Source organism: Micromonospora sp. CA-240977 (genome assembly GCF_050942285.1).
In the GTDB taxonomy this organism is placed as follows: domain Bacteria; phylum Actinomycetota; class Actinomycetes; order Mycobacteriales; family Micromonosporaceae; genus Micromonospora.
Window position 1 is genome coordinate 93,814 of the sequence record NZ_CP192055.1, and the last position, 18,080, is coordinate 111,893.

Genomic DNA, 18,080 nt, shown 5'->3' on the forward strand with positions numbered 1-18,080 from the left:
GATACCAGTTATGGTTTGGCGATGAGGCAACCGCTGCCCGCCGACATGTTCGACGAGCTGTGCCCGTCCTCGCTCAACCCGATCCGCTTCGGGGACAAGTGGGCGGCGCTCATCATCCGCTGTCTGGAGCAGGGGCCTCGTCGCTTCTCCGAGCTGCGCGTGCCGCTGCGCCGCGTCACCCCCAAGGTGCTCACCCAGTCGCTGCGCTCCCTGGAACGGGACGGGCTGATCACGCGCACAGTCGTCACCGAGGTTGCCCGGCACGTGGAGTACGAGCTGACCCCGGTGGGTCGCAGCATGCTCGAACCGATCGCGGTTGCCTGCGCCTGGACCGAGCGGCACTGGGACGAGTTGCTCGACGCCCGCGAGTCGTACGACAACGGCACCCGGCTGCACAGCGCTCGGTGACACAGAGACTTTTCATGTTCATGGCAAGATCTGCCAGGTGCAGGTCGGGATGCTTGGTCCATTCGAGGTTCGCGCGGACGACGGCACCCTCATTGATGTGCCGGGCGCGCGGCTGCGCGGCCTGTTGACGGTCCTCGCGCTCAACCCGGGCCACGTGGTCCCGAAGGGGACCCTCGTCACCTGGATCTGGGGCGAACACCCGCCCTCCGATGCGGCGAACGCCCTGCACCGCCTGGTTTCCCGGCTGCGGAAGGCGTTGCCGGAGGGGTCGATCGAGGGACAGACGGACGGCTACCGGTTGGTGATCGAACCCGACGTGGTCGACGCCGTGCGGTTCGAACGCCTTGTCGACCAGGCCCGCGATGACGAGGGCCCGCAGCGGGTACGGCGGCTGCGCGGGGCCCTCGACCTGTGGCGTGGTGCGGCAATGCAGGACGTCGGTCTGGTCGACAGCACGGCACTCGACGCGGCGGTCACCCGACTCGACAGGCTGCGTCTGACCGCCATGGAGGATCGCTTCGACGTGGAGGTCAGCCTCGGCCACGGCCGGGAGCTGGTCGCGGAGCTGACCGACCTGGTGGCCGCGCATCCGGTGCGGGAGCGGCTTGCTCTCGCGTTGATGCGGGCCCTCGCCGCGAGCGGCCGAGACAACGAGGCACTGCTCGTGTACCAGCGCACGAGCGAGGCCCTTGCCGACGCGCTGGGCGTCGACCCCTCGCCGGAACTCTCGGCCTTGCACGTCGCGCTCCTGCGGGGCCAGGTCCGACGGCGCGATGAGAACCGGAAGACCAACCTTCGTGCCGAACTGAGCAGCTTCATCGGCAAGGACGAGGCCGTTGCCGAGGTGGGCGCCCTCGTCGCCGAACACCGGCTCACGACCCTGATCGGGCCGGGTGGGTCGGGGAAGACCCGGCTGGCCACGGAAACCGCGCGCCGAATGCTCGACGACCTGCCGGACGGCGCCTGGCTTGTCGAGTTCGCCGCCATCGGCGCGGACGGTGACGTGGTGCAGGCGACGCTCGCGGGGCTCGGACTCCGGGACGCTCTGCTCGGCGAGGCGCCGAGCATGGAGTTGATCGACCGGCTCGTCGCCGCGATCCGCGAGCGGGACGTGTTGCTGATCCTGGACAACTGCGAGCACGTCATCGAGTCGGCGGCGGTGCTCGCGGACCGGCTGCTGGGGGAGTGTCGGCGACTGCGGATCCTCGCGACGAGCAGGGAACCGCTCGGCATCACCGGTGAGGCGCTCTGGCCGGTCGCGCCGCTGGCCCTGCCGGACGTCCACGCCGACCTCGATGGGATCGAAGCCTCTCCCGCTGTCCGGCTGCTGCGGGACCGGGCGGGCGCCGTGCGGAGGGATCTGGCGGTCGACGCCCCCACGTTGTCGACGATGGCGCGGATCTGTCGGGCGCTGGACGGGATGCCGCTGGCTATCGAACTGGCGGCTGCCAGGTTGCGCACCATGTCCATCGACCAGCTCGCCAGGCGACTCGATGATCGGTTCCGCCTGCTGACCGGCGGCAGCCGTACCGCGTTGCCCCGGCACCGAACGCTGCGCGCGGTGGTCGACTGGAGTTGGGAGCTGCTGTCCGACGCCGAACGGGCGGTCCTGCGCCGGCTCTCGGTGTTTTCGGGCGGGGCGAGCCTGGAAGCGGCCGAACGGGTCTGCGCCGGCGATGACGTCGAGCAGGAGGATGTGCTCGAACTGGTCACCGCGCTGGCCGAGAAGTCGCTGGTGGTCGTCGAGGGCGACGAGGCCCCGCGCTACCGGATGCTCGGCACGATCAAGGAGTACGCCGCGCACCGTCTTGTCGAGGCGGGGGAGTCCGACGTGGCGCGCCACGCGCACCTGGAGTACTTCAGTGCACTGACCGCTACCGCGGAGCCGCAGCTTCGCCGTGCGGACCAGGTGAAATGGCTCGCCATTCTCGACGTCGAGCACGACAACATCGGTTCCGCGATGCGCGGCGCCCTCGCCGCCGGCGAAGCGCACGCGGCAATGCGGCTGGCCGCGAGTGCCGGCTGGTACTGGTGGCTCGGTGGCCACCGGACCGAAGGCATGGAGTTGATCACGGCGGCCACCGAGACGCCTGGTGACGTCAGCGACGAGATCCGGGCCATTGTGTACGCGCTCGTCGTGCTCTTCGTGAACTCGGGGCCGGGCGACGAACACCAGGCCGCCGAGTGGATCCACAAGGCGTACGAGTTCAGCCAGCGCAGCCACGGCAGCCACCCGGGGATGGCGCTCGTCGTCCCGCTGGAACGCATGCTGCGAGCACCGGACGCGATCCTGCCCGCGTGGGAACCACTACTTGACGACGAGGATCCCTGGGTACGCGCACTGGCCCGGTTGCAACTCGGCAAGATGCGGATCATCCTCGGCCAGGACGGCCGGGACGTGGACGCGTATCTCGTGGCGGCGCTCGCCGAGTTCCGGGCACTCGGCGAACGGTTCGGGATCTCCTTCGCCCTGACCGAGTTGGCGGAGCTGATTGCCGTACGCGGTGAGTTCGCCGGTGCGTGCGAGCACTACGAGGAGGCGACAGCGGTCGTCACCGAGGTCGGCACCGTCGAGGACATCATCCGGATGCGGTCCCGGCAGGCTCAGCTGTACTGGTTGCTCGGTGATGAGGAGTCGAGCGCGGCTGCCATGGCCGAGGCCCGGCGATGTGCGGCGCGGGTCACCTGGCCTGGCGCGTTGGCCGTGCTGGCTCTGTCCCAGGCGGAACTCGCTCGCTGGCGGGGCGACGCCGAAGAGGTGGTCCGACAGGTAGGTGTCGCGACCACCCTGTTGCACGACGAGGCGAAGGAGGCGCACGTCCGCCTGCTGACTCACGACCTGCTCGGCTATGTCGCCGACGACCTGGCCGAGGCACGCGGGCACCATTCGTCGGCCTGCGCGGCGGCGGCCGAGACGGGGCACGCGCCCTCGATCGCGCGGGCTCTCGTCGGAGTCGCGGACCTGGCGCTGCGCGGTGAGCGGTACGAGCAGGCCGCGCGGCTGATCGCCGCGAGCACCGGGGTACGAGGACGGCAGGACCACTCCCAGCCGGATGTGGCCCGGATCGAGCAGGAAGTGCTGCGCCGCCTCGGCGAAGTGGGCTTCGCCGAGGCGGCGCGGGACGGCAGTCGGACGGACTGGACTCGGTTGGTCGCGGTCACGCTCGCTTCGTGAACGTGGAACGCGCCCACAGGTAGCCGACGAGCGCGATGCCGACGCACCAGGCGAGGGCGGGGATCACGTCACCGGCGGACGGCGTGCCGGTGAGGAAGCCGCGCAGAGTTTCGATGATCGGCGTGAAGGGCTGGTACTCCGCGAACTCCCGCAGCCCGGGTCCCATCTTCTCCGCCGGCACGATCGCGCTGCTGAAGAACGGCAGCATGACAAGGGGTACGGAGGCCAGCCCCGCCGTTTCCGGAGACTTCGCCGAAAGCCCCAGGGCGACGGTGAGCCAACCGGCGGCGAAGCCGAGCAGCACGATGACGCCGATCGCGCCGAGCCAGTTGAGCAGGCTCGCCGACGGGCTGAAGCCGAGCAGGAAGGCCACCCCGACGAGGGCCGCGATGGCGACCAGGTTGGTCAGCACGCTGGCGACGACGTGGCCGGTCAGCACCGCACCGCGGGAGACGTGCATGACTTTGAACCGGTTGATGATGCCCTTCGTCATGTCGGAGTTCACAGCGGTCGCGGTGGCCCCCAGCCCGTAGCAGACCGCCAACAGCATCAGTCCCGGAGTGGCGTAGTCGATGTAGTCGACACCGACGCTGAAGGCATCGCCGAACATGTACACGAACATCAGCATGATCACGATCGGCATCAGGACCGCGTTGAACACCGAGGTCGGGTTCCGGGTGATGTGCTTGAAGTTGCGACGAAGCATGACGATCGAGTGGGACGTGGCGCTCATTTCGCGGAAACCTCCTGGGTGCGGCTGCCCGTCAGGGCGAGGAAGACGTCGTCGAGGTCCGGCGTCTGCACGGAGAACCCCTCGGCGGTGATCGCGTACTCGTCGAGCCGGTCGAGCAGGGCGCGCAGCGAGGCCGTACCGCCATCGCTTGGCACCCGCAGGGCCAGTGCCTCGTCGTCCCGAGTGGAGTCGACGAGCACCCGGGCTGCCGCGTCGAGTTCGGCGACGGTGGTGAACCGGAGCCGGACGTGGGTGCCGGGGATCTGGCGTTTGAGCTCGTCGGGCGTGCCCTGGGCGACCAGGCGCCCCTGGTCGAGCACGGCGATCCGGTCGGCGAGCTGATCGGCTTCCTCCAGGTACTGGGTGGTGAGGAAGATCGTCACGCCGTCGGCCACCAGGTCACGGATGATCGACCACATCGTGCGGCGGCTCCGTGGATCCAGGCCCGTCGTCGGCTCGTCGAGGAAGATGATCCGCGGGTCGCCGACGAGCGTCATCGCCAGGTCCAGCTTCCGGCGCATGCCACCGGAGTAGGTCGACACCGGCTTCTGTGCCGACTCCACCAGATCGAACCGCTCCAGCAGCTCCGTGACGACTCGCCTGCCGTCCTTGCCGGGCACCTGGCTGAGATCCACCATCAGCTCCAGGTTTTCTCGGCCGGTCAGCAACTCGTCCACCGCCGCGAACTGGCCCGTGACACCGATCGCCGCGCGTACCGCCTTGGCCTGGGTGGCGGCGTCGTGCCCTGCGATGCGTACGGTCCCACCGTCGGCCTTCACCAACGTGGTCAGCACGTTCACCGTCGTCGTCTTGCCCGCCCCGTTCGGACCGAGCAGGGAGAAGATCGTGCCCGCAGGGACATCCAGATCGATGCCGTCGAGCACGACCTTGTCCTTGTAGGTCTTCCGCAGCCCGGAGACCGCAATCGCTGAACTCGTCATGCAACCACCATCGGCGGCTGGACTGTCACCCCCCTGACATGGCCCTGACACGGCCACTGACACTGGTCACGGTGTCGGCGACGTCCACGGCGAGGGCCTGCCGGTTCAGGCCGGACGCCGCTGCGCCGCGGACCCGCTGGCCGTCAGGTGGAGGCCCGGAATTCCTTGTGGCGTCGGAGGAGTTCCCGCAGCGCCTCGATCTCGGCAGTCAGCGCGGCCTGCCCCTGGGCGGTGATCCTGATCCAGGTCTTGGGCCTGCGCCCGTGGTAGCCCTTCTCGATCTGGATCAGTTGCGCCTCCTCCAGCACGGCGAGGTGCCGGGAGAGGTTGCCGGCGGTGAGTTCGAGGGCCTGGCGCAGGTAGGCGACCTCCACCCGATCGGCCTCCGCCGCGATGGTGAGGATGCCGAGCCTGTTGCGTTGGTGGACGGTGTCGCTGAGCCCGTTCGTCGGGTGCCCGCCGGTGCCCGGGCCGGCGGTCTCCGCGTTACTGCTCACGCGGACCTCTTGATCGTGTTGTGGAGGGCGAGGCCGCCGCCGACGAGCAGGATCGGCGCGGGCAGCAGGGCCGCCAGCAGGAAGCTGTGGCGGTTCAGGTCCCCCGGTTGGAAGTCGGTGGTCTGGAAGTAGACGGTCACGAGGATGATCGCCGCGGCGTAGACCGCCGCCACGACCGTCAGGCCACGGCTGCGTTCCAGTCGAGCCAGGACCAGCAGCCCCACCGCGATGACCAGGTGCGGGATCATGCCGCGATTGGAGATGCCCAGCAGTGGTGTGGTCACCCAACTGGTCCCGCTCGAGATCACCGTCGCCGTGTTGAGCAGCAGGTACCGCAGCACGATCGGCAGCACGAGCCCGACGACGGTGCCCACGATGCCGGCGATGACGTACGGCCGAGCCGGTGTCTGGACGCCCACCCGCACACCATGCCACCGATACCACAGGAGGCTCAGCAGGTAGCCGCCGATGAGCGCCGCCAGCCAGTACCAGCCGAGCGCCGCCGAGCGTTCGAGGAAATCCCCACCCAGGCCGGTCAGTGCGGGATTGTCCTGGCCGACACGCATGGCGAGCGGTTCCACCGACTCGACGTACAGGGGTGCGGCCGCCGCCATCAGGAGGCCGAACAGCAACAGCGGCAGCCAGTACGCGTTGCGGACGGCCCGGGTACGCCGCTGGAGGGCGGTCACCGAGGCCAGCAGCTCTGCGGGTGTGTTGCCGCTGTTCGGCGCGGTGCTCGATCGGTCCGACACGGTGACCTCCAGGCTGGTGCATCGATACTGCACTGCCAATAGGTTTGCATCGCAAATCATTTTGCGCAAGCGTTCCGCGCGGTGATGACATCCGCGGGGATCGACAGCGGTGGTTCCTGCCGGACCTCGGCACCGGCTAGGGTCCGGCGTGGAGGTGGTTCGTGTTCACCGAGGCGTTTCCGATCGTGACGACACCTGACCTGCCACGACTGATCGCGTTCTACCGGGACGTGGTCGGCTTCGAGTTGACCTACCGATTCCCGGCCGAGGGTGCCCCGGAGTTCGTCGCTCTCCGGCTGGGCAGCAGCGAGCTCGGCCTGGCCGCCAACCCGGAGGCTGGCGGGCCGGCCGACTGGCACCGCTGGGAGTTGTGCGTCTACGCCGACGACTGCGACGCGGCAGTGGGCGCGCTGCGCACGGGCGGAGCGACAGTCACCGAGGAGCCGGTCGACCAGCCCTGGGGTGAGCGGTCCGCACGGGTCACCGACCCCGACGGCAACCGGCTGCTGGTGCTGTCCAGGCTCTGAAACCTCGCAGATCTTGGACAGTTTCCGTTACGCCTGAACGGAAACTGTCCAAGATCTGTTTGTGCGGAGGGTCGGTCATCGTCTCCAGAACAGGAGATGGGTGACCCCGCTCGGGCTGGGCACCGACTCGAGGTGGAAGCGGTCGAGCAGTTCGTCGGGGCTGTCCCACAGCCGCTCGCCCCGGTGCAGGTCGACGGGCGCGACGGCGATGTGCATCGTGTCGACGAGATCGGCCTCGATGAACTCGCGGATGGTCGCCACCCCACCACCGAGGCGTACGTCCCGGCCGGCGGCCGCCTGCTTCGCCTGGGCCAGCGCCTCGCTCGGGCTGGCGTTGAGAAAGTGGAAGGTGGTGTCGGCCAGGGTGAAGGACGGGCGTACGTGGTGGGTGAGCACGAAGACCGGCGTGTGGAACGGCGGGTTGTCCCCCCACCAGCCCTGCCAGTCAAGGTTCTCCCACGGGCCACGCTGGGGGCCGAACTTGTTGCGACCCATGATCTCCGCGCCGATGTTGCACTCGGCGTCGCGGGTCAGGTAGTCGTCCAGGCCCCGGGTGCCGCCCGGCTCGGTGCGGTACACGAAGCTGGCGGTGGCGGCACGCCAGGAGAACAGCGCTGTGGGGTCCGCGTGGCCGAAGGGCAGTTCCAGGCTCTGCCCCTCTCCGGTGCCGAACCCGTCGCGCGAAACGTTGAAGCACTGCACCCGCAGCAGTTGCGGCATGAGGATCCCCTCTCGGGTTGACGGGTCGGATTCAGCTCGCGGTCACCGTCGGGCCGCCTCCGCTGCCCCGGTCGTCGAGCACGAGCGGGGCGCGACCGCGCACCGCGTACCGGATGTGGGTCACCTCGGGGGTGGCGAGGACGCGGGTCGGCGTCAGCTCGATTCCCTCCCGGTCGCCCAGGTCGAGGTCCGCGTCGAAGAGCCGCAGGCCGGTGCCGAGCACGACGGGTACGACGTGCAACTCCAACTCGTCGAGCAGGCCGGCCCTGAGCACCTGCCGCACCAGGCCGCCACCCCCGGCCACCGCGACATCCTTGCCACCGGCCACGGCGCGCGCCTGCTCGACGGCGCTGGCCACGCCGTCGGTGACGTAGGTGAAGCTGGTGCCACCTCCCTTCAGAAGTCGCTGGCGGGAGCGGTGGGTGACGACGAAGACCGGCGCGCGAAACGGCGGCTCGTCACCCCAGGGGATCTCACCCCCGTCGGCCATCCGGCGCCCCATCACGTACGCGCCGGCCGCGCCGAACGACTCGGCGATCACCTCGGAGTTGGTGTCCTGCTCCCCGCCGGCGAAGCCCTGCCGTTCGCGCCAGGCCGCCGCTTCGGTCGCCCACCGGGTGACCCGGAAGAATTTGGCGCTCTCCGCCGAGTCCATCCAGTTGCCGTTCCCGTCGAACTGTGGGCCGGCGTAGAAGCCGTCCACCGACACCGACAGCTGTGCGGTCACCTTCGTCATCGCGCCTGATCCTCTCCTCGGCTGACACCTCACAGCGGGTGTCGCTCCCCGAGGGGTCGGAGCCGAACACCACGTCCCTACCGGGGAACAGTGTGACGCGTGTCACCTCAGGCAGGGCGCCTGGGTCATCCGCCAGGCGATCACCGTGGGGCATGCCCGGAGGGCGCGGACCGACAGCAGCAGTGGATCTAGGGCTTCCGGTCGACGATCGCCGCCTCGATCCGCAGGCCGAGGCCGGTCAGGATGAGGAACGCGGCCAGGATCTGTGGCTTCAGCTGCTCGGAGCCGGACGGCATGCTGAGCAGCGAGATCACAAAACCCGCCATCAGCGCCAGGTTGCCGACCATCCGTACCGTGCCGGCTCGTCGTTCCCGTATGTCCACCCGCGGAACGGTAGCCAAGCTCGGGCGGCGACGGTGTCCCTGACGCTGGCCCTAACCAGCGGGTCGTCTGGCCCACGAGGTGCCGGACGGTGCGTAGCCGTGGCGACGGTAGAAGCGAACCGCGTTGACGTTGTGGTGGTGGACGCCTGCGGACAGGTAGGAGAGCCCGTGCTCGGCGGCCCACCGGTCCGCCGCGTCGAGCAGCGCGGAGCCGACCCCACGCCCCCGTGCCCCGCCGAGCACCACCGTGTGGATCTGCGCCGAGGGCTCGGGGCGAAGGATCTGGTGGGCGGGCGGTTCGGGCAGGCGCAGCACCTCGACCATTCCGACCACCTGCCCGTCATGCTCAGCGACAAGAACCGCGTTTCGGCCGGTCGCGTCGTTGAGGACGGCGGTGAAGTGCTCGATGACCGCCTCGGGCTGCGGCAGGCGGTAGACGTCGGGGTCGAGTGCGAGGTGCGCTTCGGCGTTCGCCAGGCGCAACTCCACAAGCGCCGGCACGTCCGAAAGGCTCGCCGGTCGCACGGCTGGGCCGGTCCCCCGCATGGGCGTGATGCTAGGGCAGCCCGTTCGGGCACGGCTAGGCTGGCGATCATGCGGATTGGCATCGTGATTCTGCCGGACCAGCGTTGGGCCGAGGCGCAGCGTCGCTGGCGGCAGGTCGACGAGTGGGGCTTCGACCACGCCTGGACGTACGACCACCTGGGCTGGCGGGACCTCGTCGACGGCCCGTGGTTCGACTCGATGTCCACGCTGACCGCCGCCGCCTCGGTGACCTCCCGCATCCGACTGGGCACCCTCGTCGCGTCGCCGAACTTCCGGCACCCGGCCGCGTTCGCCCGGCAGATCACCACTGTGGATGACGTCTCCGCCGGTCGGCTGCTGCTCGGCCTGGGCGCGGGCGGCATCGGTTTCGACTCGGCGGTGCTGGGCGGCGAGACGCTGCCGCCGCGCCAGCGGGTCGAACGGTTCGCCGAGTTCACCGAGCTGCTGGATCTGATCCTCCGCGAGGACGGCACCACCTGGCGTGGTGACTGGTTCGCCGCCGTGGACGCCCGCAACAACCCCGGCTGCGTGCAGCAGCCCCGGGTGCCGTTCGTGGTGGCCGCCAACGGGCCACGGTCGATGCGGTTGGTGGCGCGCTTCGGTCAGGGCTGGGTGACCACCGGCACCGGTGACGACGACGACCTGGCTGGCTGGTGGGACAGCGTGGCGGCACTGTCCGCGCGGATGGACCGGACGTTGGCCGAGGCCGACCGTGATCCGGCCACTCTGGACCGTTACCTCTCGCTGGACGCCGCGCCGGTCTTCTCGCTCAGCAGCGCGCAGTTCTTCGCCGATCAGGTCGGCCGGGCCGCCGAGTTGGGCTTCACCGACGTGGTGACGCACTGGCCGCGGGCCAGCAGTTGGTACGCGGGCGACGAGGCCGTCCTGGTGGACGTGGCGACCCGACTGCTCCCGGAGCTACGCGGCTGACCACGCACCACCAGCGCCGGCGGTCGGGACAGCGCCGGTGGCGGGGCAGCGCCGGTGGCGGACAGCAGCGCCAGCCCGCGCTGCCGACGCGACCGGCTCAGGTGCCGAGGTCGCCGCTGGCCACCCCGCCCTCGCCGCCGGAGACCAGCCGTAGGCGGAGGCAGACGATCGGAGTGTCGCCGTCGACCGGGGTGCCGAGCCGCGCCCAGTAGGCCGAGTGCCCGGCCCGCCACTCCTCGATCGAGCGGTCACCCTCGCCCTCGGCGTGGGCGAAGTCCCAGGACACCTCCGCGAAGCGGACCACCTCGACCTCGGTGATCTCCACCACGCCGGTCAGCGCGTCGTCGTCGTCGACAAGCGCCAACCGTTCGCCGACGTGCTCCAACTCCTCGCCCTCCTCCGCGTACTCGGCGAGCCGCCCGGCCGTCGCCGTCTTCACGCCGGCGAGTACCAGGGTGTTGAGGGTCGCCCGCAGCTCACCGGGGGTACCGAGGGCGAGGGTGCGCAGTTCACCGATCCGAGGCCACATCCTGCCGAGGCTAGGCCAGCACGCCGCGCGCCGCCGCCGCAATACGCAGTCAAGCTGGCAGATCCGCCGCGTTGACCAGGCCGGTGATGCGTAGCTCGGCCGCGACCTCCGGCGGGCAGTCGACAGCCACCACCGCGGTGCCCAGCACCTCGGCGCCGCGTGCGGAGCAGATGTCGTACAGGGCGTGGAGTTGCGCGCCGGTACGCACCCAGTCGTCCACCACCAGGACCCGGTCGCCGGGGCCGAGGTGCTGGTCCCGGACGGCCAGGTCGACCCGCCGGCCCCGGTAGTCCGGTGGGCTCTGCGCCCAGGTGAGCGGTCCGGCCGGCAGCCGCCCGTCACCGGGTTTGTGGGCGGCCACGAAGCCGACCCCGAGGGCGGTGGCGGCCAACGGCCCGAGCAGCAGCCCGGTGACCGCCGGGGCGAGCACCACCGTCGGCCCGGCGGCCCGGTACGGCGCGACCAGGGCCGGCCCCAGCTCCGCCAGCACGGTTGGGTCCCGCCACCAGCCGGAGATGTCGCTGACCAGATGACTGGTGTCCGGGCCGGGGTCGATCCACTGGAACAGGGCGGCCAGGCGTGCGGTCAGCTCAGCGGGCATCCGTTCATCCTGCGGCACCCGTGGTCGGCGCGTCGGCACCCGGGCCGGCCGGCCCACCCCGGGTCGGATGATCGGCTACACGTACCAGTGCAAATACGGGCATACCACAATGATCACGTTGACGTCGGAAGTGCTTCTCTCGCTACGGTCCGACCCGGTTTGTTCAGACGACGAAAGGACCGGGCCGGTGGCAGCCAGGCACTCCCGTACCCGCATCTTCTCCTCCCCGGCGGGCATCGTGGCCACCGCGGCGGTCGGCGTCGCCCTCGCGGTCGGCGGCACTGTCGGTGCCGTGCAGCTGACCTCCGGTTCCGGCCCGTCGGGGCAGGCGACCTTCGACCTCGCCCCGACCACCGCCGCGAGCAGCCTCACCCCCAGTTCCCCGGCCGTCTCCCCGACCGCCAGCCCCTCGCCGAGCGCGTCCGCCAGCCCGTCGGCGATCCGGTCGCAGCAGGCCGCCTCCCGGGGCAAGGCCCGTACCGCACCGCCGAAGCCGAAGCCGACCGCGAAGAAGACCACAGCGGCACCGAAGGTGCTGGAGAGCGGCTCGTGTGGCGCGTCGTTCTACTCCGACGGGCAGCTGACCGCCAACGGTGAGTCGTTCAACCCGAGCGCGCTGACCGCCGCGCACAAGACGCTGCCGTTCAACACCAAGGTCCGGGTGACCAACCCGGCCAACGGCAAGTCGGTAGTGGTGCGGATCAACGATCGTGGCCCGTTCATCGACGGCCGCTGCCTCGACCTCTCCCGGGCCGCGTTCGCCACCATCGCCTCGGTCGACGTGGGCGCGCTCTCCGTCCGCTACGAGGTCCTCGGCTGACCGGGCCGGGTCGCGCCGATTCGGCCGGTCAACCGGGCCGGCCGGACAGAACCTTCTCGGACGACGGGTCAGGTTCATTCACCGATTCACGTCGATCAGGCAAACTGTCAGTCGTACCCACGCGACTCCTCCAGTCGGGCCGTCGCCCGCTGAGCCCCGGATCCCGCGCCGGCCTCGGCGCGGCCCTTGTCCTGCTCGCGATCGTGTCGGCGGTGGAGGCGGCGGACGGCCGTTTCGCGCACTACGTCGCGCTGTTGTCGGCCGTACCGTTGCTGGCCGCCGCCGTGGCGTCCTGGCCGGTGGTGCTGGGGGTGGGCATCATGGCGACCCTGGCCGGGGCCGGTTTCGCCCTGACTGAGCCGAAGATGTCGATGATCACCCCGGTCAACGTGGTCTCGGTCGCGGTCGCCACCGGACTGGCGGTGGCGGTGGCGTCGGTCCGGCAGCGACAGGCGGAGCAGATCATCGAGCTGACCAAGCTCGCCTCGGTGGCCCAGCAGGCGGTCCTGCGTCCGCTCGGGCCGCAGGTCGGGACGCTCTCGGTCGCGGGACGCTACATCTCCTCCACCGCGACGGCCGAGATCGGTGGTGACCTGTACGAGGCGATCGACACGCCCTACGGCGTCCGCATGATCATCGGTGACGTGCGTGGCAAGGGTCTGGACGCGGTACGGCTGGCGAGCATCGTTCTCGGCTCCTACCGGCACGTGGCGTACGAGCGGGCCGACCTGCGCGCCGTGGTCGCCGACCTGGACCGCGCGGTGGCCCGCAACGTCGGCGACGAGGACTTCGTGACCGCGGCGCTGGTCGAGGAGCGCGGCGGCACGCTCACCATCGTCAACTGCGGGCATCCGGCACCGCTGCTGCTGCGCCGGGGCGCGGTGATCCCGCTGGAACCGCCGGCGCCGGCGCCCCCGCTCGGGTTCATGCCGGTGGTCCGCCCCCGCGTCGAGCGCCTGGAGCCGGGCGACCGCCTGCTGCTGTTCACCGACGGCCTCGGCGAGGCGCGGCGGGACGGTGAGTTCTTCCCCACCGCCGACCGCGCCTGGCGGCTGCTCGGTCACGGCACTGTCGCCGACGGGCTGGCCTCCCTGGAGACCGCCCTGATCGAGTGGGTCCACGGCCGGCTCGACGACGACATCGCCCTGGTCCTGATGGAGTACGTCGGTGCTCGTACCGGCGCCGCGGCGGCCGTCCCAAGTTGGGAGGTCGGCGCCGCCGAGAGCTGAGCCGAGCAGGTGTGTAATCGCCGTCACTTGGGTGATCCGCTTGTCGCTGCCTACCCGCGAGTAATACAGTCGGGGTTACTGATCGGTAACACCTGTCCGGAAGCGGGGCCAGTGAGCATGACCCACTACAAGAGCAACCTGCGGGACCTCGAGTTCAACCTGTTCGAGGTCTTCGGCGCCGACCGGTCGTTCGGCCAGGAGCCGTACTCGGATCTCGACACCGACACCGCCCGCAGCTTCCTCGCCGAGCTTGACCGTCTCGCGCGCGAGGACCTGGCCGCCAGCTACACCGACAGTGACCGCAACCCGCCGGTGTTCGACCCGGCCACGCACACCGCGCCGCTGCCGGCGTCGTTCAAGAAGTCCTACCAGGCATTCATGGACTCCGAGTTCTGGCGGCTCGACCTCCCGCCGGCTCTGGGCGGCACGAACGCGCCACGCGCCCTCTGGTGGGCCCTCGCCGAGCTGGTGCTCGGCTCGAACGCGCCGATCTGGATGTACGCCTCCGGCCCGTCCTTCGCGCACGTGCTGCACGTCGAGGGCACCGAGCGGCAGAAGAAGTGGGCCAGGCTCTTCATCGACAAGCAGTGGGGCTCCACGATGGTGCTCACCGAGCCGGACGCCGGCTCGGACGTGGGCGCCGGCCGCGCCCGCGCCACCCAGCAGCCCGACGGCTCCTGGCACATCGAGGGCGTGAAGCGCTTCATCACCTCGGGCGAGCACGACCTGAGCGACAACATCGTGCACTACGTGCTGGCCCGCCCGGTCGGGGTGGAGGGCGTCGGTGGCCCCGGCACCAAGGGCCTGTCGCTCTTCGTGGTGCCGAAGTTCCACTTCGACGAGACCACCGGCGAGCTGGGTGAGCGCAACGGCGTCTACACCACGAACGTCGAGCACAAGATGGGCCTGAAGGTCTCCAACACCTGCGAGCTGACCTTCGGCGAGCACGGCGTACCGGCCAAGGGTTGGCTGCTGGGCGACAAGCACGACGGCATCCGGCAGATGTTCATGATCATCGAGTACGCCCGGATGCTGGTCGGCACCAAGGCCATCGCCACCCTCTCCACCGGCTACCTCAACGCCCTCGAGTACGCGAAGAGCCGGGTGCAGGGCGCCGACCTGATCCAGCAGGCGGACAAGACCGCCCCGCGCGTCACGATCACCCACCACCCGGACGTCCGCCGCTCGCTGCTGCTGCAGAAGTCGTACGCCGAGGGTCTTCGTGCCCTTGTCCTCTACACCGCCACCTGGCAGGACAAGGTCGCCATCGCCGAGGCCGCCGGTGACGAGAAGGCCACCAAGCTGGCCAAGCGGGTAAACGACCTGCTGTTGCCGCTGGTCAAGGGCGTCGGTTCGGAGCGGGCGTACGAGATGCTCGGGCACGAGGCCCTGCAGACCTTCGGCGGCTCCGGGTTCCTCCAGGACTACCCGCTGGAGCAGTACGTCCGCGACGCCAAGATCGACACCCTGTACGAGGGCACCACCGCGATCCAGAGCCTGGACCTGATCTTCCGCAAGATCGTCCGGGACAACGGCAAGGCGCTGATGGCGGTCGCCGGCGAGATCCAGGAGTTCATCTCCTCCGAGGCGGGCAACGGCCAGCTCAAGGAGGAGCGGCAGGCGCTCGGCAAGGCGCTCGCCGAGGTGCAGAACATCCTCGGTGTGCTGACCGGCTGGCTGGGCGAGGCGCAGGGCGGCGACACCCGCGCGCTCTACAAGGTCGGGCTGAGCAGCCGGCGCTTCCTGCTGGCGATCGGCGACCTGGTGGTCGGCTGGCTGCTCCAGCGGCAGGCTGACGTGGCGCTGAAGGCGCTGGCCGGCGAGGTCTCCGCCAGCGACAAGGCGTTCTACACCGGCAAGGTGGCCGCTGCCCGCTTCTTCGCCCGCGAGGTGCTGCCGCGCATCGGCGCCGACCGGCGGATCATCGAGAGCACCGACCTCGACATCATGGACCTCCCGGAGGAGGCCTTCTGACCGTGCCACGGCACGGCTGACGGTCCCGGGTCGCACCACCAGGGACCGACACCGACGGCCGGTGGGGCACTGCCCCGCCGGCCGTCGCCGTGTCTCGGGGTGGGTGCCCCTCCCGGGCTGCCGGCTTCCCTCCCGCGACACCCCTCTCCGCCCCTTCGCTCTGCTTCAGCCCGGCTCGCGTCGCGTATTGGGCGAGCCCGGTCGGGTATGCCGCTGGCGTGGCGGGTAACCGTCGCGTGACCTCGAAAGGGAACGCCCAGAGCCACCGCACGGGGGAGTGCAGCGCACATGGGTGTAGGAAGCGGCATTTTTCTCATCGCGATCGGCGCGATCCTGACCTTCGCACTGAGGGCCAACGTCTGGTGGATCGACGTGCGGGCGGTCGGCTGGGTGTTCATCCTGGCCGGGCTGGCGGTACTGCTCACCACCGTCTGGTTCTGGCAGGACCGACGGAAGCGGGCCCGGACCCTCATCGTGGAGGAGAACCGGCTCTCCCATCCGACGGCGATGATGCCGCCGCCGCCAGACCCACCGCCACCAACCGCGCCGCCGTCCTGACGCCGGCACGCACAGTGAGCCACCCGTCGATGATCGACGGGTGGCTCAGCCGCGTGCGGTGTGCCGTGCCGTGATCGGCGCTCCCGCCCGACCCACCTCCGCCCAGGCGAACCGACCACGGTGCACCGCCAGCTCGGCGGTCCGCAGACCCTCATCGGGCGCACCCTCCGGGTCGAGGAGGGCCGTGAGCAGCGAAATGCCCGGATTGTGGGCGATCAACAGTGCCGTGCGTGCCGCGGCGTCGACCGTACGGACCAGCGCCAACAGCTCCTCCGGGTGAGCGTCGTACGCGCCGGGCTCGTAGCGGACCGTCGGCCGGGGCCCGGCCGGGCCACCCTCCGGCGGTGCCCCGGTCATCCCCATCGCCACCCCGTGCCAGGTCTGCCGGGTACGTCTGGCCGTCGAGCAGATCACCACGTCGGGCAGCAACCCGTGGTGCGCCAACCAGGCACCGGCCGCTGCCGCGTCGGCCTCCCCGCGGGCGCTGAGCGGGCGCTGGTCATCGTCTGCCGCGTCGCTGCCCTGCTCGGCCTTTGCGTGGCGCAGCAACACCAGTGTCCGCGTCTCGGGGTCGGCGTCCGTCATGCCCCCAGCTTGCCCGATTGGCGATCTCCGTGCCTGGGTAAGTCGATGGATGCCGCACCCCTACCGACGGCCGCGGCGCGTCGTACGCCAGGTTAGAGCCGAGGAGCGAGACATGGGCATTGGTGGCAGCATCTTCTTGATCGCGCTGGGCGCGATCCTCGCATTCGCCGTAGAGGCTGATCTGGGCTGGCTGGACCTGTCAGTGGTCGGCTGGGTGCTGATGTTGGCCGGTGTCGCCGGCCTGATCACGACCCTCTACTTCTGGAACAGCCGCCGCCGCACAGTGGTCGCCGCGCCGGTCCGCGAAGAGCGCGTGGTGGCTGACCGGGTCGTGCCGGTCCAGGACAACCAGGTCGTGCAGGAGTACCGCGAGGTGCGTCGGCCGGGCCGGCCGCTCTGATCCTCGCTCGCGAACTCCGGGGTCCCGCAGCGTCGCGGGGCCCCGGCTCGCTTTCTGGTCCGGCGTCGCGTCTCGGCCGCGACGTCGCGGCCGGCCCCGACGCGCCTCGGTCGCCGCGGGGTCGAACGGCCCCATGATCGTGCTCGATCCAGGTTGTAGTGCCCTTGGGCGCGAGCGAGGCCACTACATCCTTGATCGAGCACGATCATGAAGGGCGCGCGGCGTCGGCGTGGAGGGCGCGGGGTGTCGGTGGTTTGCTCGCGGTCGGGTTCGTTGGCCTGCGGAGGTCAGGAGAACAGCGCGAAGTAGATCGCGATGTGGTGGCAGAGCGCCGCCAGCAGCGTGCAGGCGTGGAAGAACTCGTGATGACCGAAGACGGTCGGCCACGGGTTGGGCCGGCGCAGCGCGTAGAAGACCGCGCCGACGCTGTAGATCGCGCCACCGACGATCAGCAGTACCAGTGCCGCGACGCCGCCGCCGTGCAGGATCTCCGGCAGCATGGCCACCGCCACCCAGCCCAGCGCCAGGTAGAGCGGCGCGGACACCCACCGCGGCGCGTGCGGCAGGACCACCTTGACCACCACGCCGGCCAGTGCGCCACCCCAGACCAGGGCCAGCATCACGGTGGCCGGCCGGGGCTTGAGCAGCATCGTGCAGAGGGGTGTGTACGTGCCGGCGATGAACACGAAGATCATCGAGTGGTCCATCCGGCGCATCACCTGGTAGCCGCGCTCCGACCACACCCGACGGTGGTAGAGCGCGCTCGTGCCGAAGAGCCCGCACACCGTGATGCTGTAGATCAGGCAGCTGACCAGGGGCGCCCATCCCGGACGGGTGGCGGCGACCGAGCAGAGCACGACGCCGCAGATCAGGGCGACAAAGAAGGCGTACGTGTGTAGCCAGCCGCGCATCCGGGGCTTACCGATGTCGACCGGCTTCAGGCGAAGCGGGGCGGAGGTACTCACGTAGTCAGGCTACGGCACCGTAGGTTACTTGCAAGTAGTGGTGTTGGTGACGCCTGGCACCGTCATCGTGA

At 70.2% G+C, this 18,080-nt stretch carries 21 protein-coding genes; 9 read left to right on the forward strand and 12 right to left on the reverse strand.

Translation table 11 applies throughout. The features are described 5' to 3' along the window. The first annotated feature begins 21 nt into the window (after positions 1–21). Together ACQPWW_RS00465 and ACQPWW_RS00470 are read left to right on the forward strand one after the other, a co-directional pair. Positions 22–408, forward strand: a complete 387-nt coding sequence (locus ACQPWW_RS00465; RefSeq protein WP_433128021.1) for a winged helix-turn-helix transcriptional regulator — start codon at positions 22–24, stop codon at positions 406–408. 37 nt (positions 409–445) lie between these two features. Continuing rightward, positions 446–3,583 carry a BTAD domain-containing putative transcriptional regulator gene (locus ACQPWW_RS00470; protein ID WP_433128023.1) on the forward strand — a complete coding sequence of 1,046 codons (3,138 nt, stop codon included), beginning with the start codon at positions 446–448 and terminating at the stop codon, positions 3,581–3,583. Here the strand turns inward: ACQPWW_RS00470 and ACQPWW_RS00475 are convergent. The 4 genes from ACQPWW_RS00475 to ACQPWW_RS00490 all read right to left on the reverse strand — a co-directional run bounded on the left by ACQPWW_RS00475 (position 3,567) and on the right by ACQPWW_RS00490 (position 6,506). Further along, positions 3,567–4,316 carry an ABC transporter permease gene (locus ACQPWW_RS00475; RefSeq protein WP_433128025.1) on the reverse strand — a complete coding sequence of 250 codons (750 nt, stop codon included), beginning with the start codon at positions 4,314–4,316 and terminating at the stop codon, positions 3,567–3,569. The two genes, ACQPWW_RS00470 and ACQPWW_RS00475, sit on opposite strands and share 17 nt — an antisense overlap. Continuing rightward, a complete protein-coding gene (locus ACQPWW_RS00480; RefSeq protein ID WP_433128027.1) occupies positions 4,313–5,257 on the reverse strand; it encodes an ATP-binding cassette domain-containing protein in 945 nt (314 codons plus the stop codon). Before ACQPWW_RS00480 ends, ACQPWW_RS00475 begins: the two co-directional genes overlap by 4 nt. A gap of 143 nt (positions 5,258–5,400) precedes the next feature. After that, positions 5,401–5,754, reverse strand: a complete 354-nt coding sequence (locus tag ACQPWW_RS00485) for a transcriptional regulator (protein WP_433128029.1) — start codon at positions 5,752–5,754, stop codon at positions 5,401–5,403. Next, positions 5,751–6,506: a hypothetical protein gene (locus ACQPWW_RS00490; RefSeq protein WP_433128031.1), complete on the reverse strand. Its 756-nt coding sequence runs from the start codon at positions 6,504–6,506 to the stop codon at positions 5,751–5,753. The genes ACQPWW_RS00485 and ACQPWW_RS00490 overlap by 4 nt, the downstream gene beginning before the upstream one ends. A 161-nt stretch (positions 6,507–6,667) precedes the next feature. On the opposite strand from ACQPWW_RS00490, the gene ACQPWW_RS00495 reads away from it, so the two are divergent. Continuing rightward, positions 6,668–7,033 carry a VOC family protein gene (locus ACQPWW_RS00495; RefSeq protein WP_433128033.1) on the forward strand — a complete coding sequence of 122 codons (366 nt, stop codon included), beginning with the start codon at positions 6,668–6,670 and terminating at the stop codon, positions 7,031–7,033. A 75-nt stretch (positions 7,034–7,108) separates the two neighbouring features. Here ACQPWW_RS00495 and ACQPWW_RS00500 read toward each other — a convergent pair whose 3' ends face one another. The 4 genes from ACQPWW_RS00500 to ACQPWW_RS00515 form a co-directional block, all read right to left on the reverse strand. Continuing rightward, positions 7,109–7,753 (reverse strand): dihydrofolate reductase family protein, encoded by a 645-nt coding sequence (locus ACQPWW_RS00500; protein ID WP_433128035.1) that lies wholly within the window; start codon positions 7,751–7,753, stop codon positions 7,109–7,111. A gap of 31 nt (positions 7,754–7,784) precedes the next feature. Continuing rightward, a complete protein-coding gene (locus ACQPWW_RS00505) occupies positions 7,785–8,489 on the reverse strand; it encodes a dihydrofolate reductase family protein (protein ID WP_433128037.1) in 705 nt (234 codons plus the stop codon). Between the two features lie 188 nt (positions 8,490–8,677). After that, positions 8,678–8,872 carry a hypothetical protein gene (locus ACQPWW_RS00510; RefSeq protein WP_433128039.1) on the reverse strand — a complete coding sequence of 65 codons (195 nt, stop codon included), beginning with the start codon at positions 8,870–8,872 and terminating at the stop codon, positions 8,678–8,680. Between the two features lie 51 nt (positions 8,873–8,923). Beyond that, positions 8,924–9,418, reverse strand: coding sequence for an N-acetyltransferase family protein (locus tag ACQPWW_RS00515; RefSeq protein WP_433128041.1), 495 nt, complete (start codon positions 9,416–9,418; stop codon positions 8,924–8,926). 48 nt (positions 9,419–9,466) lie between these two features. Here ACQPWW_RS00515 and ACQPWW_RS00520 point away from each other — a divergent pair, with 48 nt between their 5' ends. After that, complete coding sequence (locus ACQPWW_RS00520) at positions 9,467–10,348, forward strand: LLM class flavin-dependent oxidoreductase (RefSeq protein WP_433128043.1); 882 nt, start codon at positions 9,467–9,469, stop codon at positions 10,346–10,348. 97 nt (positions 10,349–10,445) lie between these two features. Here the strand turns inward: ACQPWW_RS00520 and ACQPWW_RS00525 are convergent, their stop codons facing one another. Both ACQPWW_RS00525 and ACQPWW_RS00530 read right to left on the reverse strand, forming a co-directional pair. Next, positions 10,446–10,877: an ASCH domain-containing protein gene (locus ACQPWW_RS00525; RefSeq protein WP_433128045.1), complete on the reverse strand. Its 432-nt coding sequence runs from the start codon at positions 10,875–10,877 to the stop codon at positions 10,446–10,448. 49 nt (positions 10,878–10,926) lie between these two features. Beyond that, positions 10,927–11,478 (reverse strand): phosphoribosyltransferase family protein, encoded by a 552-nt coding sequence (locus ACQPWW_RS00530; protein ID WP_433128047.1) that lies wholly within the window; start codon positions 11,476–11,478, stop codon positions 10,927–10,929. Positions 11,479–11,665: 187 nt separating this feature from the next. On the opposite strand from ACQPWW_RS00530, the gene ACQPWW_RS00535 reads away from it, so the two are divergent. The 4 genes from ACQPWW_RS00535 to ACQPWW_RS00550 all read left to right on the forward strand — a co-directional run bounded on the left by ACQPWW_RS00535 (position 11,666) and on the right by ACQPWW_RS00550 (position 16,059). Next, the gene (locus tag ACQPWW_RS00535; RefSeq protein WP_433128049.1) at positions 11,666–12,298 is read left to right on the forward strand and encodes a septal ring lytic transglycosylase RlpA family protein; all 633 of its coding nucleotides are present in this window, start codon (positions 11,666–11,668) and stop codon (positions 12,296–12,298) included. Positions 12,299–12,402: 104 nt separating this feature from the next. Further along, positions 12,403–13,527, forward strand: coding sequence for a PP2C family protein-serine/threonine phosphatase (locus ACQPWW_RS00540; RefSeq protein WP_433134037.1), 1,125 nt, complete (start codon positions 12,403–12,405; stop codon positions 13,525–13,527). Positions 13,528–13,644: 117 nt separating this feature from the next. Further along, positions 13,645–15,501: an acyl-CoA dehydrogenase gene (locus ACQPWW_RS00545; protein ID WP_433134039.1), complete on the forward strand. Its 1,857-nt coding sequence runs from the start codon at positions 13,645–13,647 to the stop codon at positions 15,499–15,501. Positions 15,502–15,789: 288 nt separating this feature from the next. Further along, positions 15,790–16,059 carry a DUF6458 family protein gene (locus tag ACQPWW_RS00550; protein ID WP_030487564.1) on the forward strand — a complete coding sequence of 90 codons (270 nt, stop codon included), beginning with the start codon at positions 15,790–15,792 and terminating at the stop codon, positions 16,057–16,059. A gap of 45 nt (positions 16,060–16,104) precedes the next feature. On the opposite strand, the gene ACQPWW_RS00555 is transcribed toward ACQPWW_RS00550, so the two are convergent. After that, positions 16,105–16,644, reverse strand: coding sequence for a SixA phosphatase family protein (locus tag ACQPWW_RS00555; protein ID WP_433128051.1), 540 nt, complete (start codon positions 16,642–16,644; stop codon positions 16,105–16,107). A gap of 112 nt (positions 16,645–16,756) precedes the next feature. Here ACQPWW_RS00555 and ACQPWW_RS00560 point away from each other — a divergent pair, with 112 nt between their 5' ends. Beyond that, positions 16,757–17,044, forward strand: a complete 288-nt coding sequence (locus tag ACQPWW_RS00560; protein WP_433128053.1) for a DUF6458 family protein — start codon at positions 16,757–16,759, stop codon at positions 17,042–17,044. A 287-nt stretch (positions 17,045–17,331) separates the two neighbouring features. On the opposite strand, the gene trhA is transcribed toward ACQPWW_RS00560, so the two are convergent. Next, positions 17,332–18,009 (reverse strand): PAQR family membrane homeostasis protein TrhA, encoded by a 678-nt coding sequence (gene trhA / locus ACQPWW_RS00565; RefSeq protein ID WP_433128055.1) that lies wholly within the window; start codon positions 18,007–18,009, stop codon positions 17,332–17,334. Positions 18,010–18,080 lie beyond the last annotated feature (71 nt).